This window comes from Nonomuraea sp. NPDC050790 (genome assembly GCF_044456745.1).
GTDB lineage: Bacteria > Actinomycetota > Actinomycetes > Streptosporangiales > Streptosporangiaceae > Nonomuraea.
This window is the reverse complement of sequence record NZ_JBITGF010000004.1, coordinates 859499-873493: the sequence shown is the minus strand read 5'-3', so window position 1 is coordinate 873493 and position 13995 is coordinate 859499. Positions and strand designations below refer to the sequence as shown.

Genomic DNA, 13995 nt, shown 5'->3' with positions numbered 1-13995 from the left:
CGGCTTCGTCCACGTCCTGACGCCGGGCAACCTGCTCATGGCGCTCATCGGGGTCGTCGCGGGCACGGCCGTCGGCGTCCTACCCGGTATCGGCCCCGCGATGACCGTCGCGCTCCTGCTGCCCCTCACCTACGGCCTGGAGCCGGCGCAGGCGTTCATCCTGTTCGCCGGGATCTTCTACGGCGGCATGTATGGCGGCTCCACCACCTCCATCCTCCTCAACACGCCGGGCGAGTCGGCCTCGGTCGTCACCGCCATCGAGGGCAACAAGATGGCGAAGGCGGGCCGGGCCGCCCAGGCGCTGGCGAGCGCGGCGATCGGCTCGTTCGTCGCGGGCACCATCGCCACGCTCCTGCTGGTGCTCGTCGCGCCGCTCGTGGTGAGCTTCGCCGTCAGCCTCGGCGCGCCCGACCACTTCGCGATCATGCTGCTCGCCTTCGCCGCCGTCGCCACCGTCCTCGGCGCCTCCCGCGTACGCGGCTTCGCCTCCCTGCTGGCCGGCCTGGTCATCGGGACGATCGGCATCGACCGCGTCACCGGCCAGCAACGCCTCACGCTGGGCATCCCGCAACTCGCCGACGGCATCGACGTCGTGGTGGTCGCCGTCGGGATCTTCGCGGTCGGCGAGGCCCTGTGGGTGGCCGCCCACCTGCGCCGCAGTCCCCCGCCGGTGATCCCCGTCGGTCGTCCCTGGCTCGGCCGCGACGACTGGCGCCGCTCCTGGCGGCCGTGGCTGCGCGGCACCGCGCTCGGCTTCCCGTTCGGCGCGCTGCCCGCGGGCGGCGCGGAGATCCCCGCCTTCCTCTCGTACGTCACGGAGAAACGCCTGGCCAGAAGGCCGGAGGAGTTCGGCTCCGGGGCGATCGAGGGAGTGGCTGGGCCGGAGGCGGCCAACAACGCCTCGGCCGCGGGCACGCTCGTGCCCATGCTGGCCATCGGGCTGCCGACCACGGCGGTCTCGGCGGTGATGCTGGCCGCGTTCGAGTCCTACGGCATCCAGCCGGGGCCGCTGCTGTTCGAGCGCGAACCGGTGCTTGTCTGGACCCTCATCGCCAGCCTCTTCGTCGGCAACCTGATGCTGCTCGTGCTCAACCTGCCGCTCGCGCCCGCCTGGGCCAGGCTGCTGCGCATCCCACGGCCGTTCCTGTATGCGGGCATCCTGTTCTTCGCCTCCATGGGCGCCTATGCCGTGAACGCGCAGCCGTTCGACCTGGTGCTGCTGTTGCTGCTCGGGCTGATCGGCCTGGGCATGCGCCGCTTCGGGTTCCCGGTGCTGCCGCTGATCGTCGGCGTCATCCTCGGGCCGCGCGCCGAACTCCAGGGCCGGCGCTCGCTGCAGTTGTCCGGCGGGGACCTGTCCGGGCTGCTGGGCGGCCCCGTCTCGTACACCATCTACGCGGTGATCGCGGTCATCCTCCTCTGGCCGCTGCTCACCCGCCTCCGGAGGCCGGCATGACAGTGCTCGTCGGATACATCCCCTCGGCCGAGGGCGAGGCCGCCCTGTGGACCGGAATCGCCGAGTCCTTGCGGCGCGCCGAGCCCCTGGTCGTGGTCAACGCCTCACGCGGCCGCGCTGCGGCGGGGGCGCGGCTGGCGACCGAGGGCGACATCGACCGGGTGGCCCGGGTGCTGGCCGATTCCGGGGTGGAGCACGAGGTCAGGTTGCTGCTGGGCGTGGCGGGCGACGCGGCCCGCGAACTCGTGGACCTGGCCGCTTCGCTGCCGGCCTCGGTGATCGTCATCGGTCTGCGCCGCCGTACGGCCACCGGCCCGCCCACGATGGGCGCCACCGCGCAGCGCGTTTTGCTTGAGGCGTCCTGCCCGGTGCTGACCGTCACCCGCTCGCCGGCGCCGCTCGAACACCTGGGAAAGGGAGCTCCAGCGGCCGTCGAAGCCGCTGGAGACCACTCGTCGTCGAGTCACCAGCCTTCGCGAGCCGATGCCTGCCGGTAGTGGGCGTCCCACCTTTCCGCGGCCATCCTCGAATCCGGATCGGTGGCCTGCCAGCCGCACAGGCACATCACACGCATGAGCCCGAGATTGTCGTCGAAGTCGTAGATGACGTCGTCGGCGCTGTGCCGGAACGCCGCCCGCTCCCTGATCAGGTGAGCCCGCCAGGTCGAGTGCGGGTCCTCGCCCCGCGCTCGCCGGCTCCACCCGCAGGAACAGACGACGTAGACCTTCTGCAGCCCGCCCTCTATCGACAGGTAGTGGCCTACCCATGGCATGATCGTGCCCCTTTCGCTGGTGGATCAAGGCCCCACGTGGACGTAGGGAGCCCATACGTGTGGGTGCGTGGGCTGGCGGGCGCGCAGTTTCGCGACCGCGGCGTGGAGGGCTTCGGCGGCCCTGTCGGAGGAGTGATCGATCTCCTGGTAGACCCAGTCGGCCATCATCGGCGCGAGCCAGTCGTTGATCGTCCACAGGGTCGCGATGACGTGGCGGTATCCGGCGAGTTGGAACGCCGCGGCGAGGTGGATGGCCTCGTCGGGCAGCCTGAGCCCGCCGACGAAGGTGTGGCAGGCGGACAGGTATACGAAGTCCGCGCCGGTCAGGCGGAGTTCGGCGATGTCCAGGACCGGCAGAGGGCCGTCGTGCAAGGTGATCGCGCCCTTCGCCGGATCGGTGACGTCCTGGGTGCCGTGGCAGATGAAATGCACCCACGGGTGCGCTGCCAATGCCGCACTCACCTGGGCACGCGTAGCGTCCTCCTGCAGCATGGTCACGGGCGTCTGGTGCTTGCCGATCCGCTTGATCTCCTCCTCGACGTCCAGGGGATGCTCACCTGGGGTCTCCGGAACGCCCACCACGAGGATCCGCTTCCCGTCACGCTCCGGGGCGGGCGACGCGATCAGCGCGCCGACGGTGGCCGTGTAGGACGAGATCACGTGATCGGGCGCGGCGGCGTGCAGGGGAAGCAGGGCGAGCGCCCCGGTCGGGCACCACCAGACCCGCTGGGGGCCTGGGCCCAGGTGGTCGAGCACCGGACGGACCACGCTGGTGGCGAGCCGGTCGAGGATGTGCGTCAGCAGCCGGTCGATCGGGGCTGGACCTTCGTCGTCGCGCTTGGCGATCGCCGCGTGCAGGTCGGTGGCCTGCCGGACGATGTCGTCATGCCGCAGTTCCGGCAGCGGAACGACCCGCACCGTCTCCTGGTCGATGACCAGCGCGTCGCAGCCGTAGGTGCTGGTGTTCACCATCACGACGACGCCACGCGCGGCGGCCTCACGCAGCTTCTCGAACGGCCGCGCCCGCAGGAAGTTCTCGAAGCCCGGCTTGTCGTGCACCTGCTCGACCAGGGACTCCCACTGTTCCGTGAGGCGACGTGCCGCCATCGCCGTGCGTTCCGCGGACTCGGGAACGGTCGTGACACCCAGGCGCGAGCCAGAGGCGTCGAGCGCGTTTCTCACCGCGTCCAGCGCCGTGCCGAGTTCAGGATCGGCCGCGCACAGGTCGGACAGGTCGGTGCGGGTATGCAGCTTCTGCGCCCAGAGAACCGAGCGGCCCTGTTCGAGAAGCTCCACCGCACGGCGCGGCCGGCCGTCGCGGATGGCCCACGCGGCGGCGTCGCAGGCGACGCCGTCCCAGAGCGCCAACTGCTGCTCCTGAGCCGAGCGTTCCAGCCCGCGCCAGGCCACGAGGGGAAGTAGTTCCACCGCCGCCGCGAAGCCCGTGGCGGCGTTGACCGGGTCGTTCTCGCTCGCCGCGCGACGACCCCAGCTGATCGCGGCGGCGAGCCGGGGCGCGGCGGGCCCGACCTTGGCCGTGGCCGCCATCCGCCAGTTCGCGTAAGCCGCCTGGAGATCCTCCTGCCGTCCGGTCGCCAGGTAGACGTCCGCGTGCGCGTTGGCCAGGTTGGCCAGGTGTGCTGCCCTGTCGTAGTGGTCGGCCGCCGTCTTCTCGACGCTCCTTCCGGCGAGCCGGACCGCCTCCTCCAGGTCCCCGGGGTGACCCCGCCCGCGCAGCGCGAGTCCGAGATTGTTCAGGTATCCGGGCAGAGCCTGGTGTTCCTCGGGTAGGGCTCGGATGGCCGCGTACGACGCCTCGATCACATCGGAGAGGTCTCGTTCCCGTTCCCCGGGAACGGACCTCCCGAGAAAGTCCTTGATCATGATCCGGGAGTAGAGGGCGACGAAGAGGTGCGCCGAGCACATCACCCACAGAGGGTGACGCTCCTGAGTGGCGGCGACGGCCCTCCGCGCCGCCTCGGCGGCCTCGTCGGCGTCACTGAGACAGTCGCCCATGGTGGCGGAGCCGAGGGACGAGCGGGTCTGCAGTGACGTGCTCAGATTGAGGAGGCGGCCGGCCAGCGACGGATGGCCCTGCGGCGTCAGCGCCGAGGCTCTGCGCCCGAGGTGGACCGCCTCGTCGATGTCGTGACGGAGCCAGACCCGTTCGAAGCGCGCCCGCAACATGCCGGCCAGATTGGTGAGGGCGACGAGCCTTCGCTCCTCGTCCTCCTCGAGCGCCTCGGCGTCACGGGAGCATGAGATCGCCTCGTCGAGATCGGCGAGAAGTCCAGAGCTCTGGTAGCTCACCCGCAGACTGTTGGCGAGGTTCCCGAGGAACCTGGGCCTGGCCTCGTGCGACCGGAACCGCTCGGCCACGGCCTCCCTGCCATGGCTGAGCGACTCGGCGAGGTCTTCGGGATCGCCGCCGAGGATGAACCTGTGCTGAAGAGCGACTCCGAGATGGGCTGAGACGGTGGAGTACTCCGCGTGGTCCGGTGGCGGGATGGACAGGGCCTGGCGCCCGGCGAGCACCGCCTCATCGGCGTCGGCGAGGTCGTTGCGATCATCGGCCCGGGCGGCGAGGGCGCCACACAGGTTGCTCAGGAATCCGGCCCGTGGGCCGGTTCTGTCGCACGGCAGCGTGTCCAGGCCGTACTGCCACAGCCTGATCGCTTCGTCGAGGGCGGCTTCGTCCCCGCTCGCCTCGAACCGGGCGGCGAGTCCTGCCGCGGTGACGTTCAGCAGCGCGAGATCCACGTCACCCTCCGCCGGCTCCAGCATCGCGGCCAGAGGGGGAGGCAGCAGCGACGCGTCGACACGGCGGATCACCCGCAGCCACATCATCGCCTGGTCGTGGTCCCAGGCGTCATCCTCGTCGGGCAGCATGCGGTAGCGCTGCATGTGGATCATGGACAGCACCATGGCGGCTTCGGCGTCGCAGCTGTATCGCCCCCCTACAAGCTTGGCGAGCCGCCGGGCCTCCACCACCGCCTCCCGATCGAGGACCCGTGGAGTCCGCGCGCCCGATGACGCGGCTTCCAGGCGGGAGGCCAGTGACGCCAGCAGACCCGCCCGGTCGGCCTGCTCGTCCTTCCGTGGGGTGCGGGGCGTAGGTTCCGCGTCTCCGGCCGCCCGTGCGAAGCTCTCGGCGAGAACCGCGCGGACATCCGCCCAGGCGCCTCCGAGCAGCGTTTCCTGCGCCAGTTCGAGCAGTTCCGCATAGGTCGTGGAGGCGCCCTGGGTCAGGGCCAGAGCAGCGGCGGTGTCCGGCTCCCCCATCAGGCACAGAGCCAGCGCCCCCGGCGGGACCGGCCGCATGCCGGAGCCTTCGCCCAAGACGACCGCCGCCCTGATCGCCGTCGCGCAGGTCGCCGTCACGAGAACCCCGGCCCACCGGCCACCGGCCGCAGGCGCGGGATCGGCGACCGACGCGGCGCTCACCTTGTCGATCCCGCCGAAGTCCAGTGCCAGGCGCTGCCAGTCGGCCGCGGTGTCCAGCAGCATAAGGGCCGTAAGAAGCGCACGCGTGTCCATCGGCCGGCCGCCGCATCGGCGAGCCGCCTCGTCGAGCGCCTCCTGCGCTCTCATCGTGAAGGCCGGGCGCAGGGGCTCCAGGTCGGCGCTCATCGTGTCAGCCCCCTTGGATCTCGTCGAACGCACGGTCGACGCCCACCATCCGGCATCGGGCAAGCAGGATCACCTGTGACTTCAGGAGCCGCTCCCGCCTGGCCCTCGGCATGCCCGGATAGATCCACTCGGCGAACTCCTCGCTCTGCGCATAGATGGAGAGCATTTCCGCCGCGGGAGGGCAGAGCAGTTCCTCCCTGTGGGCCTCGAGGACCTGACGGGTGTCGTCCCACGTGCTCGCGCGGAGAAACGCGACCACGCTGGTGAAGAATCTCTCCGGGAATCCGCCCTGCATCGTGGCCTCCTCAGGTACTGCGGGCAAGGGATCGGGTGAGGCGGTACATGATCGTGAGGCCCAGACCGAAGGCCGGCGCCACGACGACCGTGGTCAGCAGGGGTGCGGTCGGCCCACCGGCCAGCAGCGTGGCGACCAGCCAGGCGCCTGCCGCCGCGAGCAGTCCGGCGGACACCGCGCCGAGCAGGGACCGCCAGCCCCTGCCGTCTGGTGCCGACAGCACCAGCACCAGCGTCGCGAGCCACAGTGCCAGCGCGCTGAGCACGGCGATGAGCGGCCCGATAGCGGCGCGGTTGAGGCCCACCTTGTACTCGAAGGACTGGATCGCGGCCAGCGTCATGAGAACAGCGCCGATCATCGCGCCCTGGAGCAGGTTGACGTGGTCCCGGCGTCGCTGCGACGCCGCTTCCCGTGCCTGGGAAAGTTCCCGCGCCTCCTGCGTTGCGATCTCGGCCTGGACGGTCAGCGTGGTGAGGGCGTCCCGTACGCGGTCCCGGTTGAGCTCCAGATACGTGATCGTGTCGCCGAGCAGGTCGGCGAACCAGTGGGCCAGGGCGAGATCGTCGGCGAACAGGCGGGAAGACCCGTGTCGCCCTATCCGCGCGATCTCCCACTCCATGTTCGCGACCGTGATGCGGACGGTGTGGCGCATCTCCTGGCGGCCGATGATCCGCTCGACCAGGCCGTTGGCCCCGGACGTGAGTGCCAGCAGGCGGCTGTGCCAAGCGGTCAGGTCGCCGGGAGTGGACGTCCTCGCGTCCAGCGCGGCCAGTGCGGCGTCGACCACGGCGGAAACCTCCAGATTGCTTCCCGCGCGTTCGTAGACCCGCAACTGGTGCCTGATCTTGGCGGCTTGGGCGAGGTAACGCGTGAGAGGCGCGGGCGCTGCGCGGCTCTCCTGCCAGACCCAGCCTTCCGTCCGCTTCGGCAGGTCGCCCTCGTTCGGCGCGGTGACGCGGATGCGCCGCAGCCTCCGTCCGTCGGGCGCGTCGTCGGCCTCCTCCTGCAAGGTGACCACGGATGCCGTGCTCTCGTAGGACACGAACAGGCGGACCTCGCCCAGTGTCCACGCCTCGACGTCGCCTGCGGCCGTGGACCAGCGGTGCTCGGCCCTGTCCCAGTCATCGCGTACGGCCAGCGCCACGGACAGGAACAACGCGTCATGGCGACGGTGAACGAACGCCTGATCGTTCGTGGGCGGATCGAGTCGCACCGCAACCAGCCCGGAGGTGGGCAGATCCGCCACGGCGACCGGCAGGTCACAGGGGCCGACTCCCTCGATCGGGACGAATTCTCCGCACAGAGCCTGCCAGGCTTCGCGAAGACCCTGGTAGGCGTCGGCGGCCACAGGAGCGAAGGTGTGGACGATCAGGATCCGCTCGGCGGCGGCGCTCACGTCTCCTCCTCCGGCTTCGCGTCGCTCAGCCAGGTCCGCAGGGTGGCGACTCGATCACGAATCGGCTCCGGAGCCTGCTCGGGGAGTTCGGAGGGCGTGGTCCGGACGCGGCGCGAAGCCGCCGACAGCATCAGCTCGTCCGTGGCGGTGGCGAAGTCCACCGCCGAGCCGACCTGCCACGCCTTGGTCATCGCCACGAGGGAACGGTCCACCCGGTCCCAGCCCGACCGGGAGAGCCGCCATGTCAGAACGGCGTCCAGGAGCCTCAGCGCTTGGATCCGGAGTTCGACTGTGATTGCTTCGTCACCCACGATGAGCAGCCCGGGTATTAGAATCACGGTTTCGCATTTAACGGCCTTGTTACTGGAACGAATGTCATCGGCTGAAGCAGACACCGGATTCCGCTTCCACGGACAGCGCCCGACCGCTTCCGTACTGCTTCCGGTCCGCTTCCGTCGCTTGCCTTTGCGGGAGGCGATATGGCCCTGCCGTACGTGAGACTGTTCGGCAACGCGAGAGTCGAGATCGGCGCGCAGCAGATCAGGCCGCGGCCGACCACGGCCGCGGTTCTGGCCCGCCTGGTGATCGCCGACAACGAACCGGTGACCGTTGAGGAGATTTTCCACGACGTCTGGGCGGCGCGGGGACCCAGGGTTCAGCGCGAAGATCGGGTCTGCGTCCAGAAACGCATTCTCGAATTGCGGCGCATTCTCGATCCCGGGCGGCCTGGCGAGAGTTCCAGGATCCTGCGGACGGAACGCGGGCGGGTCTCGGCATACCGGCTGGTGCTGGATCACGAGCGGGTCGACATCCTGCAGTTCCAGGATCTGGTCAGGCGAGCCGGGCAGGCCGTACCTGCGACCTCGCTGGAACTGCTCACCCGGGCGATCGACCTGTGGCGCGGGCGGCCGCTCTTCGACGTCGCGGACCGCTCTTTCGCGGCTCCTGTGGTGAGCCGTCTAGTCACGCTGCGCCATGCGGCGCGCTGGCAGATGATGGACGCCTACGTCCACCTCGGACTCGCCGACCGGGCGCTGCGGGTCGGGGAGGAACTGTCGCAGGACTCACCGGGAAACAGCGAGCTCAGCGGCGTTCTCAGCGAGTTGCGGGGCAGGCTGCAGGGTGGTTCCGGCGGCGAGGTGCTGCGCCAGGACCTCGCCGGATCGGGCGCCTCGCTCGTCATCGCGCGCGGCGACCTGTTCGCACAGGACGACGCGCACCTCGTGGTCGGGTTCACCGACACCTTCGACACCGCCACCGATCATGACCTGATCATCAGCAGACAGAGCGTGCAGGGCCAGCTACTGCATCGGCTGTACGACGACGACCGTGCCAGGCTCGACCGCGAGCTGAAGACGGCCCTGCGCCATGTCACCCCGGAAGGCGTCGAGACCCGCTCGGCCAAACGGCGCGGCAAGCTCACCCGCTATCCCCCGGGGACCGTGGCCGTACTTCATCAACGGGGACGTTGTGTCTTCGCCGTCGCGTACAGCCACATGGGCAACAACCTCGTCGCGGATTCCAGCCTGGATAGGCTCGAACTCGGGCTCGACCTGCTCTGGAAGGCCGTGTATCTGCACGGTCAGCGAAAGCCCGTGGCTTTACCCTTACTCGGTTCCGGCCTGGCCAGAATCGATGGCGTTGAACGCGAGAAACTGCTCCGCACGATCACTCGATCATTCCTGCGGAGTTCGCGATCGAGGCCTTTCTGTCCAGAACTGCGCATCGTTATTCAGCCGGCGGAGCTCGGAAAGATCAACATGCTCAGCGTGGGAAAGATGATGCGGGAAACGGATAGTGTCCCGGGCCGGTGAATTCTAGTCTGAACGGTATGGACACCTCCGACGCGGCGGAGATTCGGGCCGAGGCCGTCAGCCTTCTGGAGCGCGTCACGCGTCTGAAGGCGACCGAGGCCGGTTGGAACGTTATAGAGACGGGCATCGACGCGCTCGTTCTGGCAGAAGAAGCGGGCGACCTGAAAGAATTCGAGCAGGCGACCAGGGAGCTCGAGATCCTCGCCGGCAACCATCGGGCCAAGGTGGGCACCGTTCCGGCGAAACCCGCGCCTCCGCCGTTACGCGTGCGGGTGGACCACCTGATCCACACCCTCAAGGGCCAGAAGAAGTGAGGATCCTCGACCAGCAACTCGTGATCCACTTGTTCGCGCCCACGGACGGCCCCGACGCGGACGCCGCCTTCCGCGCCCTGCGCGACCTGTGGCGGGGGTGCCAGGACCTGTTCGGCATGCACGACGCCGTAGACGCGACCGGCCTTCCGCGGTCTCTCCCCGAAACGCTCTCCGCCTTGGGCGGGGTCGAGCCGGAGGTGGCGCTTGCCGTACAGGAACGGCGAGACACCGAATGCCAGGCGATCCTACGGCGGCATCACGACGTGCTCGCCCTATCCGTCATGCTGGCCGCACCCTCCCCCGGAGGTTGGAAGGACCTGGACGCCCGCTGGAACGCGCTCGCCTACGGACGCACCGCGCCCATGATCGGCGAGGCCCGCCTCTACCTCGCCAAACACGACGGCGTCCCGTCCGGCGCCGAACTGGCCGACCTTCTGCCGCCCTCCTTCTGCGTCGAGTACGACTGGAGTCACGGCGTCACCGAGGACGGCCGCACGGTCGTGTGGGAACCGTCCGCGAGCCCGGAGGAACGTCAGGAGCGGCGCCTGGTCCTCGCCTTCACCGCTGAGGCGGCCGACGCCGCCGGTGACTGGGCTTGGTCGCGAGGAGACACCGCCATCCCCGCCCTGGCCCGCTATCTGCTCCACGCCGCGAAGCTCCGATACGAACTGCGGGTCTGGCAGCGCGACGGCCACACCGGGGACCTGCGGACCGCCATCGCGTCGATGGCCGGCGAAGCGGGCAGGCCGGATGGGCAGCAGGCCGAACACCTCCGTATCAACGCGTTGCTCATGTCCACCGACCTGCGCGAACTCCACCACACCGTGTCGATCTCCGCGGACAACCTGACCAGGATCGTCGCCCGCCCGGAACTCCTGGCGCCCGGCGGGCCGTTCGCCGACGACCTGGACCTCGCCCAGTGGTTTCTCACGCGACTCGACGACGAGATCGCCTACCTCGCCGCCTCCGCCGACAGGGCCGGGCACCTCGCCTCCATGAGCGGAACCGCCACGCGGCCGGAGGCGCCCTCGGATGACATCACCCGCAACGTCTTCGTGGTGCACGGGCGCGACGGCCAGGCCCGTCGCGCGGTCTTCGACCTGCTGCGCGCCCTCGATCTGCGGCCGCTCGAATGGGAGCAACTGGTCGCCGAGACCGGAAGCGCGGCCCCTTTCCTCGGCGAGGTCATCGCCCACGCGGTGAAACGCGCACAGGCCGTCGTCGTACTGCTCACGCCCGACGACGTCGTGCGGCTCCACCCCGATCTGCACACCTCACGCGAGGACGAGGCGGAAACCCGTTTCGCCATGCAGCCCCGGCCGAACGTCCTGCTGGAGCTGGGCATGGCCCTTTCCGCCTTCCCCGACCGCACGATCATCGTCACGGTCGGCACGCTCCGCCCGATCGCCGACATCGGCGGCCGCAACTATGTGCGGATCGACGACTCCCACGACTACCTCCACAAGATCGCCCTGCGTCTGGAGCGAGCCGGTTGCCGCGTCTCCCAGGTGGGCCAGGACTGGCTCTCCTCCGCCCGCTTCGACGCTCTCGACGCCCACACCCGCACGCCCTGAAACCGACAGCGGCCTGGAGAGGCCGTTCATCAAGCCGCAGACCCGTCGCGACGAACCCCTGTTCAGGTGAGCACGGCCCTCACGTCCTTGGACACGTACCGGCAAGCATCAACGTCTGGGCCGTCAATCCTCCAGGGCTCCATGCTCATGGGAGGAATGGTGAGAGCAGGGCTTGGGCGTTGTGGTGGGTGATGGCGGCGCGTTCGGCGGGGGTGAGGCCGGGGATGGCGGCGATGGTCGCGTGCGGGTTCCGGTCGCCCATCTCGAAGGGGTGGTCGGTGCCCAGCAGCAAGCGGGCGGGGTTCAGGTGGGCGAGCGTCGCCGGGTCGTGCAGGATCGTGTCGAAGTAGAGATCCGACAGGACTTCGCGGGGGCTGCGGGACAGCCTGGGGCCGAACACCTCTGCGCCCCGTTCCAGTCGTCCGATCTGCCAGGGCAGGAAACCGCCGCCGTGCGCCACGCAGACCCGCAGGCCGGGGAAACGGTCGAAGACGCCTCCGAGGATCATCCGGGCTATCGCGGTCGTGGTCTCGGCCGGGTTGCCTACCAGGTTGTCCAGTCCGTACGGCAGCGCGTCGCCGGTCCCCCTCGTCGGGTGGATGAAGACCAGGCAGCCGAGCTCCTCCGCCGCCGCCCAGAGGGTGTCGCGGTGTTCCAGCCCCGGGCCCCTCGGCGAGGCCGCCATCTGGACGCCCGCCATGCCGAGCTGGCGCACCGCGTACTCCAGTTCGCCCGGGCCGCCGTCGGCCGGGACCGTGGCCAGGGCGAGGAAGCGCCGGGGGTTGGCGCGCACGGTCTGCGCCATCGCCTCGTTGAACCTCCGCGCGTACGGCACCGCCGTGGCGGGATCCCGCAGGTCGGCGGAGAGGTTGACGAACGGGGACAGGACCTGGATGGCGATGCCCGCGCGATCCATCGCGAGCATGCGTTCCTCGACGTCCGCCAGCTCGGGCCGGACGGCGATCCCTAGCGAGCCGGGCACGTGATGAGCGTGCACGTCAACACCCCCGGAGCCGGGTGTCACGGACTCAGACGCCGCGGACTCACACGTCACGGGGTCAGACGCCGCGGACTCACGCGTCACGGGGTCAGACGCCGCGGACTCACGCGTCACGATCGCCCCTGCCCGACTCACGGCCGCCCAGGTCACGGGTCTCCGAGTCACGGGTCTCCGAGTCACGGGTCTCCGAGTCGCGGCCGCCCGAGTCACGGGTCCCCGAGTCGCGGCCGCCCGAGTCACGGGTCCCCGAGTCGCGGGCCCCCGAGTCACGCATGCCCGAGCCCAACACCGCGACCGCCTGGATCTCGATCATGGCGTTGAGCGGCATCAGCGACGACACCCCCACCAGGGCGCTGGCCGGGAAGCGGTCGCCGAAGTACTCCTTGCGCAGGCCGGTGAAGACCCGCCCCATCCGGGTGTCGGTCAGGAAGACGGTCATGGTCACGATGTCGTCGAGCACGCCACCGGCCGCCTCGACCGCGAGGCGGACCCGGTCCAGCGCCCGGCGGGCCTGGTCGGCGAAGTCGGGCGAGACGACCTCGTGGTCGTCGCCGAGGCCGCACTGCCCGGCCAGGTAGAGCGTGGGGCCGACCTTCACGCACTGGGAGTAGGCGAAGGGCGTGGAGTCCTCCAGCGCGGGCACCGGGACGATCTCTTTGAACGTGGGAGTCATGCCGAGAGGGTAGCCTGGTTCTACAATCGATTGCACGGGGTGAGGATGACGAAGGTCACGGTGAAGGACGTGGCGCGCCGGGCCGGCGTGCACCCGGCCACGGTCTCCAGGGCGCTGAACCCGGCGACGAGCGGCCTGGTCCGACCGGATACGGTGCGCAGGGTGCGCCAGGCGGCCAAAGCGCTCGGCTACCGGCCCAATCCGGCGGCGCGGACACTGCGGACGAGCCGCACGCACACGGTCGGCATGCTCATCCCCGACCTGACCAACCCGCTGTTCCCGCCGATCGTGCGCGGCGCGGAGTCGGTGCTGGAGGCGCGGGGCTACACCGTGCTGGTGGTCAACACCGACGACGACCGCGACAAGCAGGCCACCCTGCTCACCGCGCTGGCCGACCGGCGGGTCGACGGGCTGATCGTCTGCACGGCCTGGCGCGAGGACGCCGCGCTGGCCGCGACCACGTCCCCGCTGGTCCTGGTCAGCCGGGCGATCGACGGTGTGGCTTTGCCCAAGGTGCTCGCCGACGACGCCGAGGGCGTCGGCCTGTCCGTGGCCCACCTGGCGAGCCTGGGACACCGGCGCATCGCCTACCTCGCCGGCCCCGGCGAAACCTCCCCCGGCCTGGTACGGCTGCGCGCCTTCCGCCAGGCCATGGCCGACCACGGTCTCCCGCAGAACCCCCGGCTGACCGTGGAGTGCGCGGGCTGGAGCGAGCGGCACGGCGCGGCGGCGCTGGCGGCGCTGCTCGACGGCGGGGAGCGGTTCACCGCGGTCATGGCGGGCAACGACCTGCTCGCGCTCGGCTGCCTGGACACCATGGCGGCGCGCGGCCTGAGCTGCCCGGACGATCTCAGCCTGGTCGGCTTCAACGACATGCCGTACGCCGGCCGGCTCAGCCCGCCCCTCACCACGGTCACCGTGCCGCGCCGCGAACTGGGCGCCGAGGCGGGGCGCCTGCTGATCGAGCGCATCGAGGGATCGGACACCCCGGTCAAGGCCGTCACACTGCCCGTCACACTGGCCGCCCGGGGCTCAACAGCACCTTGTAGTGATATTTCGCCATAAATAGGA

General features: G+C 70.1%; 13 protein-coding genes. 6 read left to right on the top strand and 7 right to left on the bottom strand.

Annotated features, from left to right (window positions below; genetic code table 11):
- Positions 1 to 37: 37 nt before the first annotated feature.
- Entirely contained in the window at positions 38 to 1456 is a 1419-nt protein-coding gene (locus ACIBEJ_RS24395; protein WP_397185289.1) for a tripartite tricarboxylate transporter permease, read from the top strand.
- On the top strand, positions 1453 to 1953 hold the full coding sequence (locus ACIBEJ_RS24390) for a universal stress protein (RefSeq protein ID WP_397185090.1): 501 nt from the start codon (positions 1453 to 1455) through the stop codon (positions 1951 to 1953). Before ACIBEJ_RS24395 ends, ACIBEJ_RS24390 begins: the two co-directional genes overlap by 4 nt.
- Here the strand turns inward: ACIBEJ_RS24390 and ACIBEJ_RS24385 are convergent.
- The 5 genes from ACIBEJ_RS24385 to ACIBEJ_RS24365 are packed head-to-tail and all read right to left on the bottom strand — an operon-like array spanning position 1920 to position 7860.
- Entirely contained in the window at positions 1920 to 2228 is a 309-nt protein-coding gene (locus ACIBEJ_RS24385; RefSeq protein ID WP_397185089.1) for a hypothetical protein, read from the bottom strand. The two genes, ACIBEJ_RS24390 and ACIBEJ_RS24385, sit on opposite strands and share 34 nt — an antisense overlap.
- Before the next feature lie 24 nt (positions 2229 to 2252).
- Positions 2253 to 5858 carry a CHAT domain-containing protein gene (locus ACIBEJ_RS24380; RefSeq protein ID WP_397185088.1) on the bottom strand — a complete coding sequence of 1202 codons (3606 nt, stop codon included), beginning with the start codon at positions 5856 to 5858 and terminating at the stop codon, positions 2253 to 2255.
- Between the two features lie 4 nt (positions 5859 to 5862).
- A complete protein-coding gene (locus ACIBEJ_RS24375) occupies positions 5863 to 6153 on the bottom strand; it encodes a hypothetical protein (protein WP_397185087.1) in 291 nt (96 codons plus the stop codon).
- A gap of 10 nt (positions 6154 to 6163) precedes the next feature.
- On the bottom strand, positions 6164 to 7549 hold the full coding sequence (locus tag ACIBEJ_RS24370; protein WP_397185086.1) for a CATRA conflict system CASPASE/TPR repeat-associated protein: 1386 nt from the start codon (positions 7547 to 7549) through the stop codon (positions 6164 to 6166).
- Complete coding sequence (locus ACIBEJ_RS24365) at positions 7546 to 7860, bottom strand: CATRA system-associated protein (protein WP_397185085.1); 315 nt, start codon at positions 7858 to 7860, stop codon at positions 7546 to 7548. Before ACIBEJ_RS24365 ends, ACIBEJ_RS24370 begins: the two co-directional genes overlap by 4 nt.
- A 168-nt stretch (positions 7861 to 8028) precedes the next feature.
- Between ACIBEJ_RS24365 and ACIBEJ_RS24360 the strand changes: the two genes are divergently transcribed.
- The 3 genes from ACIBEJ_RS24360 to ACIBEJ_RS24350 are packed head-to-tail and all read left to right on the top strand — an operon-like array spanning position 8029 to position 11251.
- Complete coding sequence (locus tag ACIBEJ_RS24360) at positions 8029 to 9363, top strand: macro domain-containing protein (RefSeq protein ID WP_397185084.1); 1335 nt, start codon at positions 8029 to 8031, stop codon at positions 9361 to 9363.
- Positions 9364 to 9380: 17 nt separating this feature from the next.
- Positions 9381 to 9677 carry a CATRA system-associated protein gene (locus tag ACIBEJ_RS24355; protein WP_397185083.1) on the top strand — a complete coding sequence of 99 codons (297 nt, stop codon included), beginning with the start codon at positions 9381 to 9383 and terminating at the stop codon, positions 9675 to 9677.
- Complete coding sequence (locus ACIBEJ_RS24350; RefSeq protein WP_397185082.1) at positions 9674 to 11251, top strand: CATRA conflict system CASPASE/TPR repeat-associated protein; 1578 nt, start codon at positions 9674 to 9676, stop codon at positions 11249 to 11251. Before ACIBEJ_RS24355 ends, ACIBEJ_RS24350 begins: the two co-directional genes overlap by 4 nt.
- Before the next feature lie 145 nt (positions 11252 to 11396).
- Here ACIBEJ_RS24350 and ACIBEJ_RS24345 read toward each other — a convergent pair whose 3' ends face one another.
- Positions 11397 to 12248 carry an amidohydrolase family protein gene (locus ACIBEJ_RS24345; RefSeq protein ID WP_397185081.1) on the bottom strand — a complete coding sequence of 284 codons (852 nt, stop codon included), beginning with the start codon at positions 12246 to 12248 and terminating at the stop codon, positions 11397 to 11399.
- Positions 12249 to 12354: 106 nt separating this feature from the next.
- The gene (locus ACIBEJ_RS24340; protein ID WP_397185080.1) at positions 12355 to 12924 is read right to left on the bottom strand and encodes a RidA family protein; all 570 of its coding nucleotides are present in this window, start codon (positions 12922 to 12924) and stop codon (positions 12355 to 12357) included.
- A gap of 45 nt (positions 12925 to 12969) precedes the next feature.
- On the opposite strand from ACIBEJ_RS24340, the gene ACIBEJ_RS24335 reads away from it, so the two are divergent.
- Positions 12970 to 13989: a LacI family DNA-binding transcriptional regulator gene (locus tag ACIBEJ_RS24335; RefSeq protein ID WP_397185079.1), complete on the top strand. Its 1020-nt coding sequence runs from the start codon at positions 12970 to 12972 to the stop codon at positions 13987 to 13989.
- Positions 13990 to 13995 lie beyond the last annotated feature (6 nt).